This is a genomic window from Demequina litoralis (genome assembly GCF_030418455.1).
Classification (GTDB): Bacteria; Actinomycetota; Actinomycetes; order Actinomycetales; family Demequinaceae; genus Demequina; species Demequina litoralis.
Map to the genome: position 1 here is coordinate 207,226 of NZ_JAUHPW010000004.1, position 25,923 is coordinate 233,148.

A 25,923-nucleotide genomic window follows, 5' to 3' on the forward strand; every position below is an offset into this window, starting at 1 on the left:
TTAGTGCGACGTGGCACGCCCGTACCCCCGGATGCGCGGCGCCGCACGGAGGGAGGGTCGATGGAGACCATCGCCAGCACCATGAACGCCGTCCACGTCACCGCTCCGGGCCAGCTCGGCCTCGTCGAGGTCGACGTGCCGCAGCCGGGTCCCGGGGACGTGCTCGTCCAGGTCAAGGCCTGCGGCATCTGCGGCTCGGATGCGATGTACACGCAGTACGGCGGCATCCCGCCGCGCCAGGGAGCGACGCCGCTCGGCCACGAGCCCGCGGGTGTCGTCGTCGCAGCCGGCGCCGACGTCGAGGGCCTGGCCGTGGGCGACCACGTCGTGGTCAACCCGATGGCCTCGGCCGACGGCATCATCGGCTCGGGCGGCGCCCAAGGCGCGCTGTCGGGCTACCTGCTCGTCGCCGGCGCCCGCGAGGGCGTGCAGCTCAAGGTGATCCCCGACCACATCCCGTGGGAGGTGGCGGCCCTCAACGAGCCGATGGCCGTCGCGCGTCACGCGGTCAACCGCTCGGGCGCGAAGGCGGGGGAGAAGGCCGTCGTGTTCGGCGCCGGCCCCATCGGTCTCGGTGCCGCGCTCAGCCTCAAGCTGCGGGGCGTCGCCCACGTCGTCGTGGTCGACATCCAGGCGCACCGTCTCGAGACCGCGCTGAGGATCGGCGTCGACGCGGTCATCGACTCGTCCACCGAGGACGTCACCGCGCGGCTGATCGAGCTCCACGGCGAGGCGCCGCGCAGCTTCGTGCGCGGCACCCGCCCCGACACGGACGTCTACATCGACGCCGCGGGTGCGGCGCCGGTGATCGCGACCGTCGCGGCCTCGGCCAAGGCGGGCGCCCGCCTGTCGATCGTCGCGGTGCACAAGAATCCCGTCGAGCTCGACCTCGGCGGACTGCTCACCACCGAGCTCACGATCGCGCTGTCGATGGGCTACCCGACCGAGATCTTCGAGGTCACCGAGGACATCGTGAACCACTGGGAGCGCTTCGCCCCGATCGTGAGCCACACGCTGCCCGCCGACCAGGCGCTCGAGGCGCTCGAGCTGGCGGCGACGCCCGGCGCCGCCGAGAAGGTGGTCGTCACCTTCGGGTGAGGTCGGTCTCCACACCGCGCGGGGCCTGTGCATCGGACGATGCGCGGGCCCCGTCCGGCATCCAGGTCCAGGCGATCAGCGCGCAGGTCGCGCCCACCGCGAGGCCCGCGACGACGTCGGTGGGGTGATGCATGCCGCGGTAGACGCGGCTGAGCGCCACCGCGACCGGCATGAGCGCGCACACGACGATCACCGTGACACGCAGGGCCCCGTGCCGGATGCGCGTGGCGAGCAGCGCGAACGAGACGTAGACCGCGGTCGAGGCACCGGTGTGGCCGCTGGGGAAGCTCGAGGTCGGGGGAGCGTGGTCCAGCTGGTCGACGTCGGGACGGTCGCGGCCCACGACCGCCGAGCTCGTGAGGAAGACCGCCGCCTCGAGCGCCAGGGCGACGAGGGGCACCGTCGCGAGCCACCACTGCCGCGACGTCCACCACACGAGGGCCGCCACCACGAGAGCGGTGGCGATCACGACCATCGTCGACGCGGAGCCCGAGACGAACGCGGTGACCGTGTCGAGCGCGGGGATGCGCAGCTCGACGAGGCGCTCGTTGACGCCGTTCTCGGGGACCTCGGCGAGAAGGAATCCGACGCCGACGACGGCGGCCCACAGCAGCGCGGTGGGCAGGAGCACGCGGCGCGCGAGGCCGCCCGGGACGTCTCGAGGTGAGGGCGCCGTCGCGCCCGGTCCGCGGCCCACGTCACATCCTCGCGTAGCGGGCGCGGGCGAACGAGTACAGGCCGTACGCGGCGAAGCCGAGCCCCACGAGCACCACGACCACCGGGCCGCCGGGCGCGCCGAGCAGCCACTCGACCGCGCCATCGACGCCCTTGGCCTTGTCGGGGTCCGCGGTCATCGCCGCCGAGACGAACAGGACGCCGACGATGAGGAGCGCGACGCCCTTGGCGACGTAGCCGACCGTGCCCAGGCCCTTCACACCGGTGCCGAGGTGGTCGTGGCCGGGCAGCGCCCGCAGGTCGTCGAGGAATCTCTGACGCGCTCCCTTGACCACGTGGTAGCCGGCGCCGGCGATGATGCCGAGCCCCACCGCGCCGACGAGCAGCCGGCCGGCGGGGGCCTGCATGAGCGTGCCGGCGAAGCCCTGCGCCTTCTGGTCGCCGTTGCCCGCCGCGGAGCCCATGGCGATCGACGCGGAGGTGAAGGCGAGGGCCGCGTACAGCACCGTCTTGCCTGCCGCCTTCGCCCTGTCCATCGCCTCCTCGTCCGACCGCAGCGCATCGGCGGCCTGCCACAGCCCGAGCGCGAGGAACGCGGCGGCGGCCGCCCACAGGACCACGGTGCCGAGGGGTTGGTGGCCCAGGCTGGCGAGCGCGTGACCCTGGTCCGCCTCCGCGTTCGCGCCCAGGCCGATCCTCACGATGAGGAAGCCGAGGATCACGTGGAGGACTCCGGAGACCGCGTAGCCCGCGCGGGCCGCCTTCTCCCAGATGTCGCCTGTCGTGCCGGAGCGGGGACTGCTCGATGTCGACGTCATGCCAGGCACAACCGCCCTCGGTGCGGCCGCATTCCTCGGCTGGCGCATCGTCCCCCCGGCCAGGTATAGTTGTCCGGTTCCTCGGCGAGGGAGGCTCTCGGGCTCTCCGTGATCGACGCGGCAGATGCGAGATGCCCTGCCTTGCCGTGGCCCCATCTGACGTCAGAGGAGAATCGAATGTCCGACCAGCTCACGCTCGCCGCCACCACGCGCACCGAGTTCGGCAAGGGTGCCGCCCGTCGCGCCCGCGCCGCCCACCAGATCCCCGCGGTCCTCTACGGCCACGGCACCGACCCGGTCCACGTGCTCCTCCCGGGCCACGAGACCATGATGGCGCTCAAGCACTCGAACGCCCTCCTCACCATCGAGCTCGACGGCTCGTCGGAGCTCGCGATCGCCAAGGACGTGCAGGTCGAGCCCGTCCGCCGCATCATCGAGCACGTCGACCTCCTCCTCGTGAAGAAGGGCGAGAAGATCACCGTGGACGTGCCCGTGCACGTCACCGGCGAATCCTTCGCGGGCACCATCCACGTCGTCGAGCACGCGTCGCTGCAGCTCGAGGCCGAGGCCACGCACCTCCCCGAGTCGGTCGAGGTCTCGATCGAGGGCCTCGAGGAGGGCGCGGTCGTGCACGCCAAGGACGTCGAGCTCCCCAAGGGCGCGACGCTCGTGACCGACGGTGACATCACCGTCGTCACCATCTCCGTCCCGCGTGGCGCCGGCGCCGAGGAGGAGGCCGAGGAGGCCCCCGCCGCCGAGGCCGCCGAGACCGCCGCGGAGTAGTCTCACACCGATGCTCGCCCGGCTCGCCCGACTGTGGGCGGGCCGGGCGTCGTCGTCTCACGAGTAGTCGGAGGAGGAGCGAGTGTCGAGCCTGGTCATCGGCCTGGGGAACCCGGGCCCCGAGTACGCGGAGACGCGCCACAACGTCGGTCAGATGGTGATCGACGAGCTCGCGCGCCGCGGCGCATCGTCCCTCTCCGTCTCCAAGAAGACCCACACCCGCAACGCGACCGTGCGGCTCGCGGGCGGGCCCGTCGTCATCGGCTGCCCGATGTCGTACATGAACGTGTCCGGCGGCCCCACCTCGTCGCTCGCGAAGTACCACTCCGTGCCGCCCACCGAGGTGATCGTGGTCCACGACGAGCTCGACATCCCCTTCGGCACCGTGAAGATCAAGCGCGGCGGCGGCTCCGCCGGCCACAACGGCCTCAAGGACGTCACCAAGGCGCTCGGCACGCCCGACTACGTGCGCGTGCGTGTGGGCGTCGGCCGCCCGCCTGGCCGCATGGAGGCGGCCACGTTCGTGCTCAAGCCGTTCTCCGCGGCCGAGCGCAAGGAGCTGCCGTTCCTCGTGGACGATGCGGCGGACGCCGTCGAGGCGGTCCTCGAGCACGGCGTCGAGGCGGCCCAGATGAGGTTCCACACGAAGGGCTGAGCCCGCTCAGTCCACGAGGTGCGCGCCGAGGTGGCGGGCGAGATCGGGCCCCAGCTCGAGCGCCTGCTGCACCGAGAGGGTCACGCCGCGCAGCCCGGCGGCCTCGACCACGCGGCCCAGCGAGGTCCGCGACACGTCGAAGCCGTCGACGTCCGCGCGCGACGGCACCAGCTCCTCGATCGAGCCGCCCACCACCGACACCTCGCGCAGCCGCGACCCGGACAGGTCGAGCAGGCCGATCTGCGAGTCGATGATCTCGAGCCGACGCACCTTGGCGTCGCGCAGCGACAGCACGTCGATCCGCGAGGCCACGATCTTGTGCACCGACACGTCGGACCCGTCGAGCAGCAGCGCGCCGATGCGCACCCCCTCGAGCCGGCCCGAGAACACCGTCGCTCCCGGCAGCGCGAGCGTCGCGAACGACGAGCCGAGCATCGTGCTGCCCGTCACGCGCAGGTTCGGCAGCCGGCACTCGCCACCCTGACAGTCGCTGAACATGCACTCCATGAGCTCGACGTCGGGCGCCTCGAGGTCCTCCAGCACGCCGCCGTCGAGGTGCCGCTGCTCGAGCACCGCACCCCGGACGAGATCCTCGGCCCGCATCGGCTCCAACGCCTGTGTATCCACGCTGTCCACTCTACGGAATGTCCCGGCGCACGCATCGTCCCCGGTCGCGCCGGAACTTCCTCGACACCCGCGCCCGGCCGGTGGCTACTATCGAGGGGACGCGGCCGTCGCCCCCCTGAGGAAACATCCAGCGGGGCGGACGCGTTCGACCGGGTGCACGGCATCCGACCGAACCCCGAGCTGGAGGGAGACCCCGTGACGATCGAGACCGCCCCCTGGCACCTGCCCCAGGTGCCCGACGCGAGCTTCGCAGCCGCACTGTTCGACCTGGACGGCGTGCTCACGCCCACCGCGGACGTGCACATGGACGCGTGGCGGCGGATGTTCACGGACTACTTCGAGTCGCACGGCATCACCCCGGCGTACACGGACGCCGACTACTTCCAGTACGTCGACGGCAAGCCGCGCTACGACGGCGTGCGCTCCTGCCTCGCATCGCGCGGCGTCACCCTCCCGGAGGGCGCGCCGGACGATGCGCCGGGCACCGAGACCGTGTGCGGCGTGGGCAACACCAAGAACGAGGCCTTCGCCGCGATCCTGCGCGAGGAGGGCGTGACGCCCTACGCGGGGTCGGTCGCGCTCATCGACCACCTCGAGAGCATCGGGTGCGCGATGGCGGTCGTGTCCTCGTCGAGGAACGCGCCGGCGGTCCTCGAGGCCGCGGGGCTCGCGCACCGGTTCGAGATCGTGGTGAGCGGCCAGGTCGCCGCCGACCACGGCATCGCGGGCAAGCCCGCCCCCGACACCTATCTCTATGCCGCGGAGCTGCTGGGGATCCCGAAGGAGAGCGCGGTCGTGGTCGAGGACGCCATGTCCGGCGTCGAGGCGGGACGCGCGGGCGCGTTCGGGCTGGTCGTCGGCGTGGACCGCGGCGCGGGGGCGGACGAGCTGCGCGAGGGCGGCGCGGACATCGTGGTCGAGGACCTGAAGGAGCTGGTGCAGGCATGAAGGCGGCGCAGCGCGCGCTCGGCGACACGACCGCGCCGGACTACGTGGACCGGTTGAGGTTCCCGGCCGACCCATGGCGGCTCGTCGAGACCGAGTTCGGCTCCGAGGACATGGGCACCACCGAGACGCTGTTCTCGCTCGGCAACGGGTACCTGGGCCTGCGCGGCAACATCGAGGAGGGGCACGATGCGTACGCGCACGGCGCCTTCATCAACGGCTTCCACGAGACGTGGCGGATCCGGCACGCCGAGGAGGCGTACGGTTTCGCGCGCACCGGCCAGACCATCGTCAACGTGCCGGACCCTAAGATCATCCGGCTCTACGTCGACGACGAGCCGCTGCTGCTGTCCGTCGCGGACCTGCCCGAGTACTCGCGCACGCTCGACATGCGCACCGGCGTGCTCACGCGCGACCTGCTGTGGCGCACGCCCGCGGGCAACCGCGTCCGCGTGCGCTCGCGGCGCATGGTGTCGTTCCAGCAGCGCCACCTCGCGATCATGCAGTTCGAGGTGACGCTGCTCGACAAGGAGGCCCCCATCGCGGTGTCCTCGCAGCTGCTCAACCGCCAGGCGGGTGCCGACGAGTACCGGTCCTCACCCGGCGGCGGCGTGGGCTTCGACCCCCGCAAGTCGGAGAACTTCAACGAGCGCGTGCTCGAGCCCCGCCTCCACCGCGCGCACGACTCCCACCTCATGCTCGGCTACCAGTGCGTCAACTCCGGGATGACGCTCGCCGTCGCGATGGAGCACCAGTACGACTTCGACGGCGACGTGCAGACCGAGACCGAGATCCAGCCGGACTACGCGAAGCAGGTGTTCCGCTTCCACGCGCAGCCCGGGCGCACGTTCAGCCTCACCAAGGTCGTGACCTATCACACGTCCCGCATGGTGCCCGCGCGCGAGCTCGGCGACCGCTGCCACCGCACGCTCTCGCGCGTGCGCAGCGAGACCGTCGAGAAGCAGTTCGCGGACCAGGAGGAGTGGCTGGGCGACTTCTGGAAGCGCTCGGACGTCGAGGTCGACGGCGACGACCGCGTGCAGCAGGCGATCCGCTGGAACCTCTTCCAGCTCGCGCAGGCCGCCGCGCGGGGCGACGGTCAGGGCGTGGCCGCCAAGGGCGTGACGGGCTCCGGCTACAGCGGCCACTACTTCTGGGACACCGAGATCTACGTGGTGCCCTTCTTCGTCTACACGTCGCCGGGGATCGCGCGGAACGCGCTGAGGTACCGCTTCCGGATGCTGCCCAAGGCGATCGAGCGCGCAGGGGAGCTGGCCCAGCACGGCGCGCTGTTCCCGTGGCGCACCATCAACGGCGAGGAGGCGTCCGCGTACTACGCGGCCGGCACCGCGCAGTACCACATCGATGCGGACATCTCCTTCGCGATCGACAAGTACGTCAAGGCCACGGGCGACGACGAGTTCCTCGCACGCGAGGGCATCGACATCCTGGTGCAGACGGCGCGCATGTGGGCGGACCTGGGGTTCTGGCGCAACATCAAGGGCGACGGGTCCAGCTTCCGCATCCACGGCGTCACCGGGCCGGACGAGTACACCACCGTCGTGAACGACAACCTCTACACGAACGTCATGGCGCGCTTCAACCTGCGCGCCGCGGCGGCCGCGGTGCGCAAGCTCGCGTCGATGTGGCCCGACCAGTACCGCAAGATGGTCGCACGGCTGGGCCTCGAGGACGCCGAGGTCATCGAGTGGGAGTCCGCCGCCGAGGCGATGGCGATCCTGTGGGACGAGGACCTCGGCATCCACCCGCAGGACGCGCTGTTCCACGAGCGCGAGCTGTGGGACCTCGAGAACACGCCGCCCGAGCAGCGGCCGCTGCTGCTGCACTTCCACCCGCTGGTGATCTACCGCTTCCAGGTGCTCAAGCAGGCGGACGTGGTGCTCGCGCTGTTCCTCCAGGGCGACCAGTTCTCCTCGGAGGAGAAGAAGGCCGACTTCGACTACTACGATCCCATCACCACCGGCGACTCGACGCTCTCGGGCGTGGTGCAGTCGATCATGGCGGCGGAGGTCGGGTACCACGAGCTCGCGCTGCGGTACTTCTGGGACGGGCTGTGCGTCGACATCGCGAACCTCCACGCCAACACCGCGGACGGCGTGCACGTCGCCTCCGCGGGCGGCGTGTGGTCGGCCCTCGTGCACGGCTTCGGCGGCATGCGCGACTACGGCGGCGTGCTGTCCTTCGACCCGCGCCTGCCCCCCTCGTGGCCCGAGATGCGCTTCCGGGTCACGCAGCGTGGCACACGCCTGCTGGTGACGCTGCGCGAGGACGAGGTCGCCTTCACCGTCGAGGAGGGGCAGGGTCTCACCGTGATGGTGCGCGGCGAGCGCGTCAGCGTGCTGCGCGGCGAGGACGTCACCGTGCCGCTCGACGGCCAGGGGCCGCGGCTGCCGGGCGCTCCCGACGCATCGGCCTTCCACGGGACGATGCGCTCGGACGGCTCGGTCGTCACGGCTTCGCTGCCCGCGGTGGTCGACGCGGACGGGGAGATCGACTGACGGGTCGTCCCGCGGCCTGGTGCCCGCGGCGCGCCGTTCCCGCTCACCCCGCGCCGCCACCCCTGTGGACAACTGTCCGGATTGTCGGGTTCGTTGTCTGAGGGCGGTGGTGGACTTGTCACATGGCCGAGTCGACCGTCGCCGATCCCCTCGACGGGCTGCGTGTGCGTGTCGAGGCGTCGGGCGGGCTGCCTGACTGGGATGCGGTGGCGTTGATGCGGGAGGCGGTGGGTCGGCGGCGTGAGACGGATCTGGTGGTCGCGCAGATGGCCGCGAGGCTCGCGGTGCGGTCCGGGCCGGGGCGTGCGGGGATCGCGAGCCGGCAGGGGTTCCGGGGGATCGATCAGCTGATCGCGTCGGAGACCGGCGGCACGGTGGCCGAGGCCGAGCGGCTGCGGATCCTGGGCACGGCGCTGTACGGGACGCCGGACGATGCGCCGGGCGGTGCGTCGGTGCTGCCTCATCTCGCGTACGAGGCCAGGGAGGGTCGGCTGAGCGCGGACAAGTTCGTGCTGCTGCGTGAGGTGCTGATGACGCATCCGGACGCGCGTGACATGGATGGGCTGCCGGTGGACGATGCGGTGCGGGCCACCCCGGTGGGGCGGCTGCCGTTGGCGCGGGTGGAGAAGATGGCGGTCGGCAAGGCGGTGATCTCACCGCTGAGGACGGTGCGGTCGCTGGTCGCGCAGCTCGAGGCGGGGCTGACGCCGCCGTCGACGGGCGAGGAGCAGTACGAGGAGCTGTACCGGGCACGGCTGGCGACGTTGCGTGAGGAGGCCAACGGCATGGTCCGCCTGGTCGCGATGCTGGACCCGCTGACCGCCGCCCCGCTGCTCGCGGCGCTGGACGGGTACATGAAGAAGCAGTTCCGTGAGGCACGCGAGGACGGCGGCGAGGATCAGCCGACTGTGGGCCAGATGCGTGCGGACGCCCTGGGCTGGCTCGGGCGGCACGCGAACGGATGCCGCAAGCCCCACGACGCCGTCAAGACCGCCGTCAACATCCGCATCTCGCTGGCGGACCTTCGGACCGGCGACGGCTACGGCGAGCTCGACGGGATCCGGCGTCCACTGCCGGGGGCTCTGTTGGGCTGGTATGCGGCGGATGCGGAGCTCATCCCCACCGTGCTGGGCACGTGCGGCGAGGTCCTCGACCACGGGCACGCGCAGCGCCTGTTCACGCCCGCCCAACGGCGGGCGATCGCGCAACGCGACCGGGGCTGCGCGTGGTGCGGAGCGCCGCCGAGCTTCTGCGACGTCCACCACATCCGCTACTGGGTCGACGGCGGCAGGACCGACCTCGACAACGGCATCATGCTGTGCGTGACCTGCCACCACTGGATCCATCGCGACCGGTGGGCCATCCGGTTCCGCCAGGGCAGCCCCGAGTTCATCCCACCGGCCTCGATCGACCCCGACCAGCGACCCCGACCCGGCTATCAGGTACGCATCAGGCTCGACCCGGCGGAACTGGTCGAGGCGAGCCGCGCCGGACCACCCTGACGCGCCGCGCGTCAGCGGTGCGTGATGCGGGCGAGGAACTCGCGCGTCTCCGGCTGCTGAGGGTCCTCGAAGATCTGCTCCGGCGTGCCCACCTCGAGCGGACGGCCGCCGTGCATGAACACGATGCGGTCGGCGACCGAGCGCGCGAAGGACATCTCGTGCGTCGCCATGAGCATGGTCGAGCCCTGCGCCTTGAGGTCCCGCACCAGGTCGAGCACCTCGCCCACGAGCATCGGGTCGAGGGCCGACGTGATCTCGTCGAGGAGGAGCAGCTCCGGGTCCGTGAGGATCGCGCGCACGATCGCGACGCGCTGCTGCTGCCCGCCGGAGAGGCGGTCCGGGTAGTCCTCGACCTTCTCGCCGAGGCCGAACTTCTCGAGCAGCCCCACGGCCCGGTCCCGTGCCACATCGGCGGGGGTGCCGTGCACCTTGCGGGCCGCGAGCGTGACGTTGTCGATCACGCGCATGTGGGGGAACAGGTTGAAGTGCTGGAAGACCACGCCGATGCGGGCACGCACCTTGTCGACGTCGACCGCCGGGTCGGTGATGTCGTCGCCGCTCAGCAGGATCCGGCCGTCGTCGACGCGCTCGATGAGGTTGATGGTCCTCATGAGCGTGGACTTGCCGGACCCCGAGGCGCCGATGACGACGACGACCTCGTGCTCGTCGACCTCGAGGTCGACCCCCTTGAGGACGTGGTTGTCGCCGAAGAGCTTGTGGACGCCGTGCAGCTCGAGGACGCTCACACCGTGCCTCCGATCTGCTCGCGCTTGGCCATGCGGGCCGAGACGTGGTCGGTGAGGCGGATCATCGGGAAGCTCATGAGCACGAAGAGGAGGCCCGCCACCACGTACGGGGTGAAGTTGTAGGTGCTCGCCGTCGCGATCTGCGCGGCGCGCACCGCGTCGACGGCGCCGAGCACGGAGATGAGGCCCACGTCCTTCTGCATCGACACGAAGTCGTTCATGAGGGCCGGCACCACCTTGCGCAGCGCCTGCGGGATCACCACGAGGCGCAGCGTCTTGGCGTGCGACAGGCCGAGCGACCGGGCGGCGATGCGCTGCGACGGGTGGACCGCCTCCATGCCGGCGCGCAGCACCTCGGCCACGTAGGCGGAGTAGCAGAGCGTGATCGCGATGGTGCCGAGCACCGCGACGGAGATGCGGCTCTCGGGGTTGAGGGCCGGGATGCCGAAGCCCACGAGGTACAGCACGATGAGCACGGGCAGGCCGCGGAACAGGTCCGTGTAGCCGGTGGCGAGGGCGCGCAGCGGGAACCACACGGGCCCGCGCAGGGACCGCATCACCGCGAGCAGCGTGGCGACCACGGCGACCGCGATCGTCGCGAAGAACAGCACGCGGATGTTGAGCCACAGGCCCTCGAGGATCTTCGGGAACGAGTCCCGTGCGATCTCGGGGTTGAAGAACGACTGCTGGACGTCCGCCCAGCCGGGAGAGCTGAGGACCAGCCAGCCCGCGACACCCGCGAAGACGACCGTCGAGGCGAGCGCGACGAGGACCGAGCGGCGGGAGGCGCGCTTGCGGCTGAGGCGGCGCTCCAGCTCGAGCTCGCTGGGAGCCCAGGTCTCCGCCGCTCGGTCCATCATCGTCCGTCTATCTCAGGGCTACTTGAGGACCGGGACGTCGACGGCGTCCGACAGCCACTCGGTCTCGATCGCGGCGAGCGTGCCGTCCTCGCGGAGCGCGTCGACCGCCTCCGTCACGGCCTCGGTGAGCGTCGAGCCCTTGGGGAGCACGAAGCCGAACTCGTCGCCACCGGTCGCGTCCTCGAACTGGCCGAGGATGACGCCGCCGTCGAGCACCGCGGCGGCCAGGTAGAAGGCCGACGGGAGGTCGATCACGAACGCGTCGATCTGGCCCGACGTCAGCGCGGCCACGGTGTCCTCCGAGGAGTTGAAGACCGCGAGGTTCTGGTCGCCCAGGACCTCGGCCGCCACCGTGTACGAGGTGGTGCCGGAGGGCACGCCCACCTGGAGGTCCGCGAGGTCCGCGACCGAGGCGGCGTCCGCGGCGGCGGAGCCCTCGACCGTCACGACCGCCTGGGTGGTCGTGTAGTACGGCGAGGAGAAGTCGACCGCGTTCTTGCGCTCCTCGGTGATGGAGAACTGCTGGATGTTCATGTCCCAGTCCTTCGCGCCGGGCGCGATGGCCGAGTCGAAGCTCGAGCGGACCCACACGACGTCCTCGGCCGCGAAGCCCATCTGCTCGGCGACCGCGTACGCGACGGCGGCCTCGAAGCCCTCGCCCGACTCCGGGTCGTCGCCCACGACCCACGGCTCGTAGGCGGGCTCGCCGGTCGCGATGGTGAGCTTGCCCTCGGTGAGGGTCTCGAGCGCGACCGCGGTCTCGCTCGCCTCGGGGGCGCTCGACGCGGACTCGCTGGCCTCGGGCTCGGACGAGGAGGAGCAGCCCGCCATCATCAGCGCGGAGAGGGCGGTCGTCGCGATCAGGCCGGCGCGCACACGTGTGCTGGTCATGGGTGCTCCTTGGAAGAAGAAAGGGGGGTGGGAGAACGGCCGACGATGGCCGTGAGGCCACAGTGTAGCGGCGGCCCTGAGACAGGCCGTCTCATCAGGCGAGACGCCAGTCGGCGAAGTCGAAGCCCGGCGACACCATGCAGCTGACGAGCACCTCGGCATCGCCCCCGAGCCGCCCCGCCTGCCACGTCCCGGCGGGCACCAGGCACTGCGCCACGTGGCCCGCGGCCAGGTCGGGGCCCAGCGTCACGGTGACCGGCGCATCGTCCGGCGCCTCGCCCTCGCCGCCGAGCCGCAGCTCGAGCGTCCCGGGGCCGTGCCACAGCCACAGCTCGTCCGACGTGACCACGTGCCACGCGCTCTCCTCGCCGGGGGTGAGGAGGTAGTGGATGCACGTGGCCGCGGGGCGCGGGCCGCCCGGCGTCTCGACCGGCAGCTGCGACGTGTACGTGCGTCGGAACCAGCCGCCCTCGGGGTGCGGCGCGAGGTCCAGCAGGCGGGCGGTCGCGGGGGTCGCGGGGGTCGCGGGGGCGTCGGTCATGAGGTGACTCCGGTGTGCTCGGTGAACGAGGGGCGTGCGACGCGGACCTGGCCCGACACGACCGTCGCGGCGGCGCGTCCGGCGCCCGCGGTGACGAGCGTGGCGAGGGTCTCGGCGACGTCCGTGACGGGGAGGTCGAAGAACGCGAGGTCGGCGCGCGCGCCGACCGCCAGGTAGCCGGTGCGGTCGGGCCCCACGTCGAGGCCCATCGCGTGCGCCCCGCCCAGGGTGGCGGCGGACAGCAGCCGCTCCGCGAGGTCGTCCTTCGCGTAGCCCTGGGCGCGGGCGATGCGGTGGAGCTCGGCGACGTCGTCCATGAGGTCGAGGCTCGGCGCGCTCGACAGCGAGTCCGTGCCCACCGCGATCGGGCTGCCCTCGTCGAGGTAGGCCGCGACGGGCGGCTCGTCGAGCCCGATCACCGCGTTCGAGCGCGGGCACAGCGCGACCGAGGTGCCGCGGGCGCGCAGGATCGCGCGGTCCTTCTCGGTCATGTACACGCCGTGCGCGATGTGGCAGTCCGGGCCGAGCACGCCCAGGTGGTCGACGTAGTCCGTCGCGGAGGTGCCGTAGCCGGCCTGGCGCAGGTCGTGCAGCGAGGCCAGGCCACGCAGCTGCCACGGCTCGGTCGAGGCGTGCGCGAACTCGCGCTCGATCGCGGACTCGCCCAGGTGGATGTGGATGCGGCTGCCGCGCTCGCGGACGATGTCGGGGATCTCCAGCAGCGGCGCGATCTCGAGCGAGTACGGCGCATGCGGGGACAGCCCCGTGCCGGGCGGGGAGGGGAGCGCGTCGAGCGCCGCCTCCACCTGCGCGCGGCCCCGCTCGACCCACGCCTCGTTGGTCCAGTCGATGACCTCCCAGTACGTGATGCCGTGCAGCCCCGCGTCGTGGAGGGCGCGCATCGCCTCGAGGTCGGTGACGATGTCCGCGACGGCGGTCGTGCCCGCCTCGAGCATCATGCGGGCGCCCGCGGCGGAGTCCAGCGCCCAGTCGTGGGGCTGCGCGTAGACCGGGTTGAAGGCCGCGACCCAGTCGCGGAATCCCTGGTAGCTGCCGCTCCCGACCTCGGCCATGCCCGTGTACTGGAGGTGCGTGTGCGCGTTGACGAGGCCCGGCGTGAGGACGCCGGGCCAGTGCACGTGGTGCGCGTCGAGGCCGCGCTCCGCGAGCGAGCCGGCGACCCAGCGGCGCTCGCCCACGTGCAGGATCCGGCCGTCCTGGACCGCGATCGCACCATCGACGATGGGCGGCGCCGTCACCGGCACCACGAGCGCGGCGGAGTAGAGCGTGACGCCGGTCATCGCGCTCCCCGGTAGCGGCGCGAGCGCCAGTCCGCGTCCGCGGGGGACGATGCGGCGGCGGGGTCGAGCGCGAGGCGCCGGGAGGTCGCGGCGACCTCCGCGACGTGGGCCACGGCCTCGTCGGCCAGCGGGTGCACGCCCACGCCGGGGCGCGTCTCGACGAGGTGGCGGACGGCGGCGAGCTGGGTCGCGAAGGACAGGTCCATGATCTCGATCGGGTTGCCCTCGGCTGCGGTCACGTTGATGCAGCCGCCGCGGTCGAGGACCAACGTGCCGTGCTCGGTGTCGATGTCGAGGTGGGGGATCGGCGCCTCCGCCACGACCACGGGGGCGAGCGCCGCCTCGTCGAGGTCCACCTCGCCGGGCACGCCGCCGGCGACGGCGACGATCGTGCCGAGCTCGAGCAGCTCGCGGGTGACGGTGCCCTCCACGCCGGTGCAGGAGACGACGAGCGCGCCCTGCGCGAGGTCCTCGGCGCGTCCCACCTCGTAGCCGTCGTGCGCGGCGAGCAGCGCGCGCAGCGGGTCGACCTCCGCGACGGCGACGTGCGCGCCCAGCGCGCGCAGGTGCGCCGCCACGCCCACGCCCACCGGGCCGTAGCCGATCACCAGCACCGGCAGATCGCGCACGGTCGCGTCGGCGTGCTCGATGAGGTCGGCGATCGCGAACACGCAGCTCTGCCCGGTGCCGTAGCGGTTGTCGAATCCGGTCTTGGTGGCCGCATCGTTCACCGCGACCACGGGGGTGCGGAGCACGCCCTGCGCCGCCATGAGCCGCAGCGGCGTCAGTCCCGACGTGGTCTCCTCGGTCACGCCGATCCACCGCTCGATGAGGTGCGGCGCCGCCTCGTGGGCCAGGCGCACCAGGTGCGAGCCGTCGTCGACCACCACGTCGAAGCCCCGGTCGAGCCACGCGAGGGCCGCCTCCCGCTCCGCGTCTCCGGAGAGCGTCGGGTCGGCGTCGACGGGCACGCCGCGCGCGCGCAGCGCCGCCGCGACCTCGGGGTCGGTCTCGTCGGGGTGCGCGTAGACGGCGACGTCCGCTCCGGCGTCCTTGAGCAGCAGCGCGAGGTTCGCGGTCTTCGGCTCGAGCGTCATCGAGACGCCGATGCGGAGGCCGCGCACGGTGCCCGCCGCGGCGAGCTCCTCCGCGAGCGCCGTCGAGACGGGCATGTGCGCGCGCGCGAAGTCCAGGCGCCCGCCGGCGTCGCCGCGCGGGCCCAGGGGCCGCCCGCCGAGGGCGAGCGCCGCATCGTCCCCGCGCACCTCGATGTCGAGGACGTCCGGGCCGGTCGCATCGTCCTCGACGAGGATCGCGCCGAGCGCGCGGGCCATGCCCGCGACGGCGATCGCGGTGTCGGTGTCCTCGGCCTCGGCGCTCACGCGCACCGGCCGTCCGGCGATGAGGAGGTTGGTGTCGCGGGCGAAGCGGCGGAGGATGCGCTCCGCGGTCGCGCGGGGGTCGATCATGGGGGAAAGTCTAGAAGCGGGCGAGGTCTCACCCCGTGCCTAGGATGGTTCCGCCGGATTTCCCGGTCGTTCGTCATGCCCTGGAGGCCCCCTCGTGAGCACCGTCCCGCCGCTGTCCACCGTCCTCGGCGAGTGGGCCGATGCGCGCCTCGGCGACGTCGCGCACGTCCACGCGCCGTCCGTGGCGGCGCCCCCGCTGCTGGCCCGCGCCGCGCAGCAGGACGGCGGCCCGGTGCTGGCGATCACGGCGACCGGCGGCGACGCCGAGAAGCTCGAGGCCGCCCTCTCCGCGTACCTCGACCCGCGCACCGTGGGCGTGTTCCCCAGCTGGGAGACCCTCCCGCACGAGCGCCTCAGCCCCCGCTCCGACACCGTCGCGCGCCGCCTCGCGACGCTGCGCCGCCTGGTCCACCCCGAGCGCGCCGCGGAGGAGAGCGGCCTGCCGGAGCTGCGGGTCGTCGTCGCGCCCCTGCGCGCGCTGCTCCAGCCGCTCGTGCCCGGCATCGCCGACCTCGAGCCCGTCCTGCTGCGCGTGGGCGACATGCGCGACCTCACCGACCTCACCGACGCGCTCGGGGCCGCCGCGTACACGCGCGTCGACATGGTCGAGCGCCGCGGCGAGTTCGCGGTGCGCGGCGGCATCGTCGACGTCTTCCCGCCCACCGAGCCGCACCCGGTCCGCGTCGAGTTCTTCGGCGACGAGGTCGAGTCGCTGCGCTCGTTCTCCGTCGCGGACCAGCGCTCGCTGCAGCCCGTCGACCGGCTGTGGGCGCCCCCGTGCCGCGAGCTGCTCCTCACCGAGGACGTGCGCGCCCGCGCCGCCAGCCTCGTGGACCAGATCCCGTCCGCCTCGGACATGCTCGCCCGCATCGCCGACGGCCACGCCGTCGAGGGCATGGAGTCCCTCATCCCCGCCCTCCTCACCCGCCTGCAACCGGTGACGGACGTGCTCCCCGCCGGCACCCGCATCGTCGCCCTCGAGCCCGAGCGCCTCGCCCGCCGCGCCGAGGACCTCCAGCGCACCGTCCAGGAGTTCCTCGCCGCCGCCTGGGTGAGCGCCGCCGCCGGCGCCGACTCGCCCCTTGAGGCGCAGGGCGCCTTCCTCTCCCTCGAGGACGTCCAGGAGTCCGCGGCCGACCGCGATCTCGGCTGGACCTCCGTGGGTCCGTTCGGCGCGCACGATGCGGTGGAGACCGCCATCGGCGAGGTCGAGGACCACCGCGGCCGCCTCGCCGCGGCGCTCGACGCGGTTCGCGCGCGCCTCGGCGACGGCTGGCGCGTCGTCATCGCGGCGGCCGGCGTCGGCAGCGCGCACCGCATCGTCGAGCAGTGCGGCGAGCACGACCTGCCCGCCCGCGTCGCCGCCCACGGGGACGATGCGGACGCCGGGGTGGTCGCGGTCCTCGCCGGCATCGACGGCGGCGGCTTCCAGGTGCCCGAGGCCCGCCTCATGGTGCTCCACGAGAGCGACCTCACCGGCCGCTCGGTGTCCGCCGCCGGCCCCAAGGTCAAGGTGCCGAGCCGGCGCCGCACCGCGGTCGACCCGCTGCAGCTGCGCCCCGGCGACTTCGTGGTCCACTCCGCGCACGGCGTCGGCCGCTTCGTCGAGCTCACCAAGCGCGTGGTGCGCGGCGTCGAGCGCGAGTACCTGGTCATCGAGTACGCGCCCTCGAAGCGCGGCGGACCGGGCGACCGGCTGTCGGTCCCCACCGACCAGCTCGACCTCATCACCAAGTACGTGGGCGGCGAGACCCCCTCGGTCAACAAGATGGGCGGCGCGGACTGGGCCAAGACCAAGGGCAAGGCGCGCAAGGCGGTCAAGGAGATCGCCGCCGAGCTCATCCGCCTCTACAGCGCGCGCATGGCGACGAAGGGCCGCGAGTTCGGCCCGGACACCCCGTGGCAGCGCGAGCTCGAGGAATCCTTCGCGTTCGTCGAGACGCCCGACCAGCTGTCGACCATCGACGAGGTCAAGGGCGACATGGAGAAGGGCGTGCCGATGGACCGCCTCGTGTGCGGCGACGTCGGCTTCGGCAAGACCGAGATCGCGGTCCGCGCCGCCTTCAAGGCCATCCAGGACGGCACCCAGGTCGCGATCCTGTGCCCCACGACGCTGCTGGTGAAGCAGCACGTCGACACGTTCTCCGAGCGCTTCGCGCAGTTCCCCGTCAAGGTCGCGGCGCTGTCGCGCTTCCAGACGGACAAGGAGGCCAAGGAGATCATCCAGGGCCTGTCCGAAGGCACCATCGACCTCGTCGTCGGCACGCACCGCCTCATCACCGGCCAGGTCCGCTTCAAGAACCTGGGCCTCATCGTGATCGACGAGGAGCAGCGCTTCGGCGTCGAGCACAAGGAGACCCTCAAGGCGCTTCGCACCGACGTCGACGTGCTCGCGATGTCCGCGACCCCGATCCCGCGCACGCTCGAGATGGCCGTCACCGGCATCCGCGAGATGTCGACCCTCGCGACGCCGCCCGAGGAACGCCACCCGATCCTCACCTACGTGGGCCCGCACGAGGACGCGCAGGTGACCGCCGCGATCCGCCGCGAGCTGCTGCGCGACGGCCAGGTCTTCTACATCCACAACTCCGTCAAGACCATCGCGCGTGCGGCGCTCAAGCTCGGCGAGCTGGTGCCCGAGGCGCGCATCGCCGTCGCCCACGGCCAGATGAGCGAGAAGCAGCTCGAGCAGGTCATCGTCGACTACTACGACAAGAAGTACGACGTCCTGGTCTGCACCACGATCGTCGAGACCGGCCTCGACATCTCCAACGCGAACACCCTCATCGTCGAGCGTGCGGACACGTTCGGCCTGTCCCAGCTCCACCAGCTGCGCGGCCGCGTCGGCCGCGGCCGCGAGCGCGCCTACGCGTACTTCCTCTACCCGCCGGACCGCACGCTCACCGAGACCGCGCACGACCGCCTCCAGACCATCGCCGCCAACACCGACCTGGGCTCGGGCATGGCGGTCGCCATGAAGGACCTCGAGATCCGCGGTGCCGGCAACCTGCTCGGCGCCGAGCAGTCGGGCCACATCGAGGGCGTCGGCTTCGACCTCTACATCCGCATGGTCGGCGAGGCCGTCGCCGGCTTCCGCGGCGAGGAGGTCGAGGAGCGCGCCCCGATGACGGTCGACGTGCCCATCGACGCGCACATCCCCACCACGTACATCGAGCACGAGCGGCTACGCCTCGAGGCCTACCGCAAGATCGCCGACGCGGACACCGAGGAGGTGCTGGCCGCGATCGAGGAGGAGCTGGACGACCGCTACGGCACGCTGCCCGAGCCGGTCGCGAACCTCCTCGCCGTGGCGCGACTACGGCTCGAGCTGCGCGCCGTCGGGATCCACGACGTGGTCGCGCAGGGCAAGTACATCCGCTTCAGCCCGCTCGAGCTGCCCGACTCCGCCGCGATGCGCGTCACGCGGCTGTTCCCCGGCACGCTCATCAAGCCGGCGGTGCGCCAGGTCCTCGTCCCGGCGCCGATGACGGCCCGCATCGGCGGCAGGCCCGTCGAGGGGCTCGAGGTGCTCGACTGGGCGAGGACCGTCATCCAGGCCACCCGCGCGCCCGCACTAGGATGACCGGCATGACGTTCCGCCGACGCCTCGCCGTCCTCGCCGCATCGTCCCTTCTCCTCGCCGGCTGCGCCGTCCCCGGCCAGCCCGCCGCGCCGGGCGTCGCGCTCGCGACCGAGGACCAGACGGTCACCATCGCCGACCTCGACGCCGTCGCCGCGGCATGGGAGGCCGACAGCGACGGCGCGATCATGCCGAACCGTCAGGCGCTCGCGACCGCGACGCTGCTGGGCCCCGACCTGGCCGAGGTGGCCGCGGAGAACGATGCGCCCATCAACGAGGGCGTCGCCCGCACCTTCGCCACGGCCTGGCTCGAGTTCGCCGGCGTCGAGAACCCCGAGCCGAGCGACGAGGTGATCGAGTCCACCCAGAACGTGCTCGCGCTCTACGTCATGACCTACATCGACACCACCGGCGCGGTCCTGCGCGACGCGGTCGACGCGCTCCCGGAGGACCTGGCGGTGTCCCCGCGCCTGGGCGAGCTGTCAGGGGACGCGCTCGTCGACTCGGCCCAGGCCGCCGTCGGCGCCGCCGAGGTGGCCGGGCTGGGCAACTACTCGTTCACCGCGTTCATCGACGTCTCGGCCTTCGAGGGCGCCTCGGGTGACTGGGCCGTCACCGAAGGCGGCGAATGACGGACGGCATCGCCCGTCTCGTGGAGGTGATGGATCGCCTCCGCTCTCCCGGCGGCTGCGAGTGGGACGCCGAGCAGACCCACGAGTCGCTCGCGCCGTACGCCCTCGAGGAGGCCCACGAGCTCGTCGAGGCCATCGAGTCCGGCTCGCGCGCGCACCTGCGCGAGGAGCTCGGCGACGTCCTCCTCCAGGTGGTGTTCCACGCCCGCGTCGCTCAGGAGCACCCGACCGAGCCCTTCGGGTTCGACGACGTCGCCGACGCGTGCGCCGACAAGCTGATCGCCCGCCACCCGCACGTCTTCGGCGACGAGGAGGCGGGCACCATGGACGAGCACCTGCGCCGCTGGGACCGCATCAAGGCGGAGACCTCGGGACGCGAGTCCGTCATGGACGGGATCCCCGCCTCGCTCGGCGCCCTCGCCCGCGCGCAGAAGGTCCTGGGCCGTGCCGAGCGCGCCGGCCTGGACGCGCCCGCGGGCGGCGACGGCGTGGGCGACGCGCTGCTCGCGCTCGTGAGGCGCGCCGCCGCCGAGGGCCTCGACGCCGAGACGGAGCTGCGCGCCGCCACCCGGCGCCTCGAGCAGGCCGCACGGGCCCAGGAGCAGGCAGGACGCTCGGACACCGAAGGTTCACCGGGCTAGGACGAACGTCGCCCAGCGCGTACCTGCCCGCATCGTTAGACTCCCAAGAGGTTCATCCATCCAAGCGAAGGAGCATCATGGCCAGCATTGAGGCCGTCGGCGCCCGCGAGATCCTTGACTCGCGCGGCAACCCCACCGTCGAGGTCGAGGTCGCCCTGGAGGACGGCACGTTCGCGCGTGCAGCCGTCCCGTCGGGCGCATCGACCGGCGCGTTCGAGGCAGTCGAGCGCCGCGACGGTGACAAGGGCCGTTACCTGGGCAAGGGTGTCGAGCAGGCCGTGGACGCGGTCATCGACGAGATCGCGCCCGAGATCGTGGGCCTCGACGCCACCGAGCAGCGCATCATCGACCAGATCATGATCGACCTGGACGGCACCGACAACAAGGGCAAGCTGGGCGCGAACGCGATCCTCGGCGTCTCGCTCGCGGTCGCGAAGGCGGCGGCGGACTCGGCCGACATCGCGCTGTTCCGCTACGTCGGCGGCCCGAACGCGCACGTCCTGCCCGTCCCGATGATGAACATCCTCAACGGCGGTTCGCACGCGGACTCCAACGTGGACATCCAGGAGTTCATGATCGCCCCCGTCGGCGCCCCCACGTTCCGTGAGGCGCTCCGCACCGGTGCGGAGGTCTACCACTCGCTGAAGTCGGTGCTCAAGGAGCGCGGCCTCGCCACCGGTCTGGGCGACGAGGGCGGCTTCGCCCCCAACCTGCCCTCGAACCGCGACGCCCTGGACCTCATCCTCGTCGCGATCGAGAAGGCCGGCTTCAAGCCGGGCGAGGACGTCGCGCTCGCGCTCGACGTCGCCGCCACCGAGTTCTTCAAGGACGGCGGCTACCAGTGGGAGGGCGGCGTGAAGACGCCCGACGAGATGATCGCCTTCTACGAGGGCCTCGTCAACGACTACCCGCTCGTCTCGATCGAGGACCCGCTGTCCGAGGACGAGTGGGCCTCGTGGACCGGCCTCGTCGAGAAGGTCGGCGACAAGACCCAGATCGTCGGCGACGACCTGTTCGTCACCAACCCGGTCCGCCTCAAGCGCGGCATCGACGAGGCCGCGGCCAACGCCCTCCTGGTGAAGCTCAACCAGATCGGCTCGCTGTCCGAGACCTCGGACGCCGTGGAGATGGCGCAGCGCGCCGGCTTCGCCGCGATGGTGTCGCACCGCTCGGGCGAGACCGAGGACGTCACGATCGCCGACCTGTCCGTCGCGTACAACGCCGGCCAGATCAAGACCGGTGCGCCCGCCCGCGGCGAGCGCATCAACAAGTACAACCAGCTGCTCCGCATCGAGGAGGAGCTGGACGACGCCGCCAAGTACGCCGGCAAGTCGGCCTTCCCGCGCAGCTTCAAGTAAGCCGCAGCGCAGGCTCAGGACGGGCGCGTCTCCCTCGGGAGGCGCGCCCGTTCCGCGTCCCGGCGCGGTCCGAATCGCGCGACTCGCTGACGGCTGGTCCCGGACTGCGCCCGCGGCCCTGGACAATGACGGGGTGACCGACCCGACGCGCCCTCGCAGGCCCGGCGCCTTCGCGCGCGCCTGGGCCGAGAGCGAAGCCGCCCCGGCGCCCGCACCGCGGACCGCGTCGCGGCCGGCCGGCGAGCGTCGCCCCAGCGTCCCCGGCGCGGCACGCCCGACCACGTCGGCGCCCCCCGTCGCGACCCCCGGCGCCGGCCGTCAGATGCTCACCCGCCTCCGCTCGGGCGCGACCGCGGCCGCCTCGTCCGCCGCCGCGGGCGCCAGCACCGTGCGCGCCCGTGCCGCGGCGTCCCGCGCCACCGCGAAGCCGGCCGCCGCATCGTCCTCCCACACGCCCCGGCCGCGCCGCCGCGCCACTCCCACGACCGGCGGGGTGCGGATCCCCAAGGGCCGCGCCGCGAGCCGGCCCGGCGGACCGTCGGCCCGCGGGCGCACAGCGCCGCAGCGCAACCGCATCGAGCCGGCCAAGGCGCGCGGCTCGTGGGTGAGCGCGATGTCGTGGAGGCTCGTCGTCATCGTGGGCGTCGTCGTGCTGGCCGCCGCGGTGGTGCTGCCATCGCTGCGCGCGTACTTCCGTCAGCAGGAGGAGCTCGCCTCGCTCCGCGCCGAGGCGGTCGCCGCCCAGGAGTCCGTCGACGACCTCACGGCCGAGGTCAAGCGCTGGGACGACCCGGCCTTCGTGGTCGCGCAGGCGCGCGAGCGGCTCGCGTACGTGTTCCCGGGTGAGACGCCGTACCGCGTCATCGACCCGGAGACGGTCGAGGGTGCGGCCGAGGGGTCGCCGGCCGCCGAGGACCCCGCCGAGATCGACGAGTCCGGCACCTGGTACACGCGCCTGTGGGACTCCGTCGAGACCGCGGGCGAGGCCAAGGTGGGCGGCGGGAAGGCGAAGGCCGCCGCATCGTCCACCGCCGCCGACTAGACTCGCGGGGTGAACGACACCCCTGCCACCGAGCGCGACGTCGCCGTCCTCGCCGCCCAGCTGGGGCGCCCGCCCCGCGGCATCGTCGCGATCGCCGCGCGCTGCGTGTGCGGCAACCCGACCGTGGTCCACACCGCGCCGCGCCTGCCCGACGGCACCCCGTTCCCCACGCAGTACTACCTCACGCACCCCGACGCCGTCGCGGCGGTCTCGACGCTCGAGGCCAACGGCGTGATGAAGGAGATGCAGGCGCGCCTGGGCGAGGACGAGGAGCTCGCCGCCGCCTACCGTGCCGCCCACGAGCGCTACCTCGAGGAGCGGTACGCGCTCGGCGACGTGCCCGAGATCCACGGCATCTCCGCCGGCGGCATGCCCGACCGCGTCAAGTGCCTCCACGTGCTCGTGGGGCACGCGCTGGCGGCCGGACCGGGCGTCAACCCGCTCGGCGACGAGGCGCTCGCGCTCATCGCGGACTCGTTCAGCCCCGACCGCTGCACCTGCGCGGTCGAGGTCTGACTACGCTGAGCCCATGCGTGTAGCCGCCATCGACTGCGGGACGAACTCGATCCGCCTGCTCATCGCCGACGTCGACCTCGAGTCCGGGTCCCTCACCGACGTGGTCCGCACCATGACCGTGGTGCGCCTGGGTCAGGGCGTGGACCGGACGGGGGAGTTCGCCCCCGAGGCGCTCGAGCGCACCTTCGCCGCGACGGACGTGTACGCCGCGCAGTGCCGCGAGCACGGCGTCGAGGCGATCCGCTTCGTCGCGACCTCCGCGACCCGTGACGCCCGCAACCGCGACGTGTTCCTCACCGGGATCGAGGCGCGCCTGGGCGTGGTGCCTGAGGTGATCTCCGGCGCCGAGGAGGCCGCGCTGTCCTTCCGCGGCGCGACCGGCGCGCTGGACGCGGCGCACGACGCGCCGTTCCTCGTGGTGGACCTGGGCGGCGGCTCCACGGAGGTGGTGCTCGGCACCGAGCGCCCGGACGCGGCGCACTCGATGGACGTCGGCTGCGTGCGGATGACCGAGCGTCATCTCGCGGGCGACCCGCCGTCGGAGGAGCAGGTCACGGCCGCCGAGGCCGACGTGCACGACGCGATCGACATGGCCTTCGCGGGCGTGCCCGTCGAGCGCACCCGCACCCTCGTGGGGCTCGCGGGCACCATCACCACGGTGACGGCGCACGCGCTGGGCCTGCCCGAGTACGACCGCGACGCCATCAACGGTGCCGTCATCCCGATCGACGACGCCATCCGGGCGTGCGACGAGCTGCTCGCCTCCTCGCGCACCGAGCGGTCGGCTTTGGGCTTCATGCACCCGGGCCGCGTCGATGTGATCGGCGCGGGCGCGCTCGTGTGGCGCACCGTGATGACGCGCGTGCGCACCGCGGTGGTCGAGGCCGGCGGCGCGTTACCGCACGTGGTGACGAGCGAGCACGACATCCTCGACGGCATCGCCTTCTCGGCGGCCGAGCGGGGCTGAGCCGCCGCATCGTCCCGCCGCCCCCGTAGCCCAACTGGCAGAGGCAGCCGGCTTAAACCCGGCCCAGTGCGGGTTCGAACCCCGCCGGGGGCACTGAACCCTCTACGCTGGTGCGCCATGGCTGCCGGCGCGACGATCCACACCTTCGAGATCACGCTCGCGGACGTCGACCGCGGCGTCTACGAGGACCTCTCCCTCCGCGCGGCGCGCCACCCCTCCGAGACGGACGCGTTCCTCATGACCCGCGTGCTCGCGTACTGCCTCGAGCACGAGGAGGGGATCGCGTTCGGCGAGGGCATCTCCACGACCGACGAGCCTGCGGTGCTCGTGCGCGACCTCACGGGCCGCATCACCGCGTGGATCGAGGTGGGCGCCCCCGAGGCCGACCGCCTCCATCACGGCAGCCGCCTCGCCGACCGTACCGCCGTCTACACCCACCGCGACCCGGCCAAGGTGCTCGCGCGCTGGGACGGCAAGCGCATCCACCGGCGCGAGGAGATCGTGCTGCGCAGCTTCGACGCCGGCTTCGCGGACGATGCGGCGGCGCTGCTCGCGCGGCGGAACGCGCTGACGGTGTCCGTCACCGAGGGGCACCTCTATCTCGAGCTCAACGGCACGTCGCTCGACTCCGCGGTCCACACGCGGGCGCTGGGCTGAGCCGCCGGCCGGCGGCTCGCCGATTCCGCCAGCTCCGCCGCCGCCGCCTGCTCCGCCGCCGCCACGTCCGTCGTAGTGGTACCAATCGGGACGAAGTCGCGTCGGTTCGTCCCGATTGGTACCAACGCGACGGTGGGGAAGCGGCCCGACCGCCAGGGCGGCCGCCGCCCCGCAGGCCTGAGCGGAGACTAGGGCCGCTCGGCCGGCACCGCCGCGGCGCGCGCCTCGCGGGCCCACGCGACCGCCGCGTCCAGCGTGCCGAACGTGTACACGTGGAGGCGCACCTCGCCGTGGCGCTCGTCGAGGCGGGACCCGAGCTCCGCGACGAAGCGGTCGGGGCCCGCGGTCCCCACGAGCGACGTGAGCGAGAAGCCGTACTTGCGCGCGATGCCGGCGCTCGTGCCCACGCCGCAGCGACGCGCGAAGGCGAGCAGGCGGCGCACGCCGGCGGGGCCGGGGATGCCGACCCGGATCGGCAGCGTGATGCCCAGCGCGCGGGCCCGCTCGATCCACGCGACGACCGCGTCGACGTCGAACGAGAACTGGGTGGTGATGGACCCGGCGAGCCCCTGCTCGGCCAGGGCCGCGGCCTTGGCACCGAGCTCCGCCCACAGCACGTCGTCCGCGATCGCGGGGTGGCCCTCGGGGTAGCCCGCGATGCCCACCTCGGCGACGCCGGCCTCCGCGAGGACGCCGGACCGGATGAGGTCGAGCGCCGAGGCGTACGGTCCGGCGGGCGTGCGCGGGTCGCCGCCCACGACGAAGAGCCGCTCGTGCGCCTCGTGCGCGCGCAGCCCCTCGAGGGTCGCGCGCAGGTCCGACTCGGACGAGAAGCGGCGGGCCGCGAGGTGGGGGACCGGCACGAGCGCGGCGCGCGCGGCCGCGGCGGCGGCCTCGCGGCGCTCGGCGGCGCCCTCGGTGCCGAGGTGCGTGACGCTCACGCGCGTGCCCGCGGGCAGGTCGGCCGCGAGGGCGACGAGCGCCGGCGTGTCGCGCGCGGTGATCTCGACGGACAGGTCCTCGAGAAGCATGGGGGTCCGGTGCAACGACGGGCCTCCTTCGGTCCGTTGAAGCAGAGAAGCACCGCCATTGTACGGGCG

General features: G+C 72.8%; 24 protein-coding genes and 1 tRNA gene. 15 read left to right on the forward strand and 10 right to left on the reverse strand.

Going from position 1 to position 25,923, the window contains the following annotated elements; genetic code table 11:
* The first annotated feature begins 60 nt into the window (after nucleotides 1-60).
* Complete coding sequence (locus QQX09_RS06900) at nucleotides 61-1,098, forward strand: zinc-dependent alcohol dehydrogenase (protein ID WP_301132767.1); 1,038 nt, start codon at nucleotides 61-63, stop codon at nucleotides 1,096-1,098.
* Here the strand turns inward: QQX09_RS06900 and QQX09_RS06905 are convergent.
* Both QQX09_RS06905 and QQX09_RS06910 read right to left on the reverse strand, forming a co-directional pair.
* On the reverse strand, nucleotides 1,085-1,795 hold the full coding sequence (locus tag QQX09_RS06905) for a phosphatase PAP2 family protein (protein ID WP_301132768.1): 711 nt from the start codon (nucleotides 1,793-1,795) through the stop codon (nucleotides 1,085-1,087). The two genes, QQX09_RS06900 and QQX09_RS06905, sit on opposite strands and share 14 nt — an antisense overlap.
* Nucleotide 1,796: 1 nt before the next feature.
* On the reverse strand, nucleotides 1,797-2,591 hold the full coding sequence (locus tag QQX09_RS06910; RefSeq protein WP_301132769.1) for a DUF1206 domain-containing protein: 795 nt from the start codon (nucleotides 2,589-2,591) through the stop codon (nucleotides 1,797-1,799).
* A 177-nt stretch (nucleotides 2,592-2,768) separates the two neighbouring features.
* Here QQX09_RS06910 and QQX09_RS06915 point away from each other — a divergent pair, with 177 nt between their 5' ends.
* Entirely contained in the window at nucleotides 2,769-3,374 is a 606-nt protein-coding gene (locus QQX09_RS06915) for a 50S ribosomal protein L25/general stress protein Ctc (protein WP_301132770.1), read from the forward strand.
* Between the two features lie 82 nt (nucleotides 3,375-3,456).
* Nucleotides 3,457-4,029 (forward strand): aminoacyl-tRNA hydrolase, encoded by a 573-nt coding sequence (pth, locus tag QQX09_RS06920; protein ID WP_301132771.1) that lies wholly within the window; start codon nucleotides 3,457-3,459, stop codon nucleotides 4,027-4,029.
* A 6-nt stretch (nucleotides 4,030-4,035) separates the two neighbouring features.
* Here pth and QQX09_RS06925 read toward each other — a convergent pair whose 3' ends face one another.
* Complete coding sequence (locus QQX09_RS06925; protein ID WP_301132772.1) at nucleotides 4,036-4,656, reverse strand: pentapeptide repeat-containing protein; 621 nt, start codon at nucleotides 4,654-4,656, stop codon at nucleotides 4,036-4,038.
* A gap of 195 nt (nucleotides 4,657-4,851) precedes the next feature.
* On the opposite strand from QQX09_RS06925, the gene QQX09_RS06930 reads away from it, so the two are divergent.
* The 3 genes from QQX09_RS06930 to QQX09_RS06940 all read left to right on the forward strand — a co-directional run bounded on the left by QQX09_RS06930 (nucleotide 4,852) and on the right by QQX09_RS06940 (nucleotide 9,622).
* Nucleotides 4,852-5,604 carry an HAD family hydrolase gene (locus tag QQX09_RS06930; protein WP_301132773.1) on the forward strand — a complete coding sequence of 251 codons (753 nt, stop codon included), beginning with the start codon at nucleotides 4,852-4,854 and terminating at the stop codon, nucleotides 5,602-5,604.
* A complete protein-coding gene (locus QQX09_RS06935; protein WP_301132774.1) occupies nucleotides 5,601-8,120 on the forward strand; it encodes a glycoside hydrolase family 65 protein in 2,520 nt (839 codons plus the stop codon). The genes QQX09_RS06930 and QQX09_RS06935 overlap by 4 nt, the downstream gene beginning before the upstream one ends.
* A gap of 122 nt (nucleotides 8,121-8,242) precedes the next feature.
* Nucleotides 8,243-9,622, forward strand: a complete 1,380-nt coding sequence (locus QQX09_RS06940) for an HNH endonuclease (RefSeq protein ID WP_301132776.1) — start codon at nucleotides 8,243-8,245, stop codon at nucleotides 9,620-9,622.
* Nucleotides 9,623-9,633: 11 nt separating this feature from the next.
* On the opposite strand, the gene QQX09_RS06945 is transcribed toward QQX09_RS06940, so the two are convergent.
* The 6 genes from QQX09_RS06945 to QQX09_RS06970 form a co-directional block, all read right to left on the reverse strand.
* Nucleotides 9,634-10,368, reverse strand: coding sequence for an amino acid ABC transporter ATP-binding protein (locus tag QQX09_RS06945; RefSeq protein WP_301132778.1), 735 nt, complete (start codon nucleotides 10,366-10,368; stop codon nucleotides 9,634-9,636).
* On the reverse strand, nucleotides 10,365-11,225 hold the full coding sequence (locus QQX09_RS06950; RefSeq protein WP_301132779.1) for an amino acid ABC transporter permease: 861 nt from the start codon (nucleotides 11,223-11,225) through the stop codon (nucleotides 10,365-10,367). The genes QQX09_RS06945 and QQX09_RS06950 overlap by 4 nt, the downstream gene beginning before the upstream one ends.
* A 21-nt stretch (nucleotides 11,226-11,246) precedes the next feature.
* Nucleotides 11,247-12,119: an ABC transporter substrate-binding protein gene (locus QQX09_RS06955; RefSeq protein WP_301132781.1), complete on the reverse strand. Its 873-nt coding sequence runs from the start codon at nucleotides 12,117-12,119 to the stop codon at nucleotides 11,247-11,249.
* A gap of 94 nt (nucleotides 12,120-12,213) precedes the next feature.
* Entirely contained in the window at nucleotides 12,214-12,660 is a 447-nt protein-coding gene (locus tag QQX09_RS06960; RefSeq protein WP_301132783.1) for a cupin domain-containing protein, read from the reverse strand.
* Nucleotides 12,657-13,961, reverse strand: coding sequence for an amidohydrolase family protein (locus QQX09_RS06965; RefSeq protein WP_301132786.1), 1,305 nt, complete (start codon nucleotides 13,959-13,961; stop codon nucleotides 12,657-12,659). The genes QQX09_RS06960 and QQX09_RS06965 overlap by 4 nt, the downstream gene beginning before the upstream one ends.
* Nucleotides 13,958-15,430, reverse strand: coding sequence for an adenosylhomocysteinase (locus QQX09_RS06970; RefSeq protein ID WP_301132788.1), 1,473 nt, complete (start codon nucleotides 15,428-15,430; stop codon nucleotides 13,958-13,960). The genes QQX09_RS06965 and QQX09_RS06970 overlap by 4 nt, the downstream gene beginning before the upstream one ends.
* Nucleotides 15,431-15,524: 94 nt before the next feature.
* On the opposite strand from QQX09_RS06970, the gene mfd reads away from it, so the two are divergent.
* The 9 genes from mfd (at nucleotide 15,525) to QQX09_RS07015 (ending at nucleotide 24,823) form a co-directional block, all read left to right on the forward strand.
* Complete coding sequence (gene mfd, locus QQX09_RS06975; protein ID WP_301132789.1) at nucleotides 15,525-19,013, forward strand: transcription-repair coupling factor; 3,489 nt, start codon at nucleotides 15,525-15,527, stop codon at nucleotides 19,011-19,013.
* Between the two features lie 5 nt (nucleotides 19,014-19,018).
* Nucleotides 19,019-19,642: a hypothetical protein gene (locus tag QQX09_RS06980; RefSeq protein ID WP_301132790.1), complete on the forward strand. Its 624-nt coding sequence runs from the start codon at nucleotides 19,019-19,021 to the stop codon at nucleotides 19,640-19,642.
* The gene (locus QQX09_RS06985; RefSeq protein WP_301132792.1) at nucleotides 19,639-20,283 is read left to right on the forward strand and encodes a nucleoside triphosphate pyrophosphohydrolase; all 645 of its coding nucleotides are present in this window, start codon (nucleotides 19,639-19,641) and stop codon (nucleotides 20,281-20,283) included. The genes QQX09_RS06980 and QQX09_RS06985 overlap by 4 nt, the downstream gene beginning before the upstream one ends.
* 77 nt (nucleotides 20,284-20,360) lie before the next feature.
* Complete coding sequence (gene eno, locus QQX09_RS06990) at nucleotides 20,361-21,641, forward strand: phosphopyruvate hydratase (protein ID WP_301132793.1); 1,281 nt, start codon at nucleotides 20,361-20,363, stop codon at nucleotides 21,639-21,641.
* A gap of 133 nt (nucleotides 21,642-21,774) precedes the next feature.
* Complete coding sequence (locus QQX09_RS06995) at nucleotides 21,775-22,683, forward strand: FtsB family cell division protein (protein ID WP_301132794.1); 909 nt, start codon at nucleotides 21,775-21,777, stop codon at nucleotides 22,681-22,683.
* A 9-nt stretch (nucleotides 22,684-22,692) separates the two neighbouring features.
* A complete protein-coding gene (locus tag QQX09_RS07000; protein WP_301132795.1) occupies nucleotides 22,693-23,199 on the forward strand; it encodes a DUF501 domain-containing protein in 507 nt (168 codons plus the stop codon).
* Nucleotides 23,200-23,212: 13 nt separating this feature from the next.
* Complete coding sequence (locus QQX09_RS07005; protein WP_301132796.1) at nucleotides 23,213-24,166, forward strand: Ppx/GppA phosphatase family protein; 954 nt, start codon at nucleotides 23,213-23,215, stop codon at nucleotides 24,164-24,166.
* 19 nt (nucleotides 24,167-24,185) lie between these two features.
* Nucleotides 24,186-24,259: transfer RNA gene (locus QQX09_RS07010), tRNA-Leu, on the forward strand.
* A 24-nt stretch (nucleotides 24,260-24,283) separates the two neighbouring features.
* Entirely contained in the window at nucleotides 24,284-24,823 is a 540-nt protein-coding gene (locus QQX09_RS07015; RefSeq protein WP_301132797.1) for a YaeQ family protein, read from the forward strand.
* Between the two features lie 188 nt (nucleotides 24,824-25,011).
* Here the strand turns inward: QQX09_RS07015 and QQX09_RS07020 are convergent, their stop codons facing one another.
* Nucleotides 25,012-25,869 carry a methylenetetrahydrofolate reductase gene (locus tag QQX09_RS07020; protein WP_301132798.1) on the reverse strand — a complete coding sequence of 286 codons (858 nt, stop codon included), beginning with the start codon at nucleotides 25,867-25,869 and terminating at the stop codon, nucleotides 25,012-25,014.
* Nucleotides 25,870-25,923: the final 54 nt, after the last annotated feature.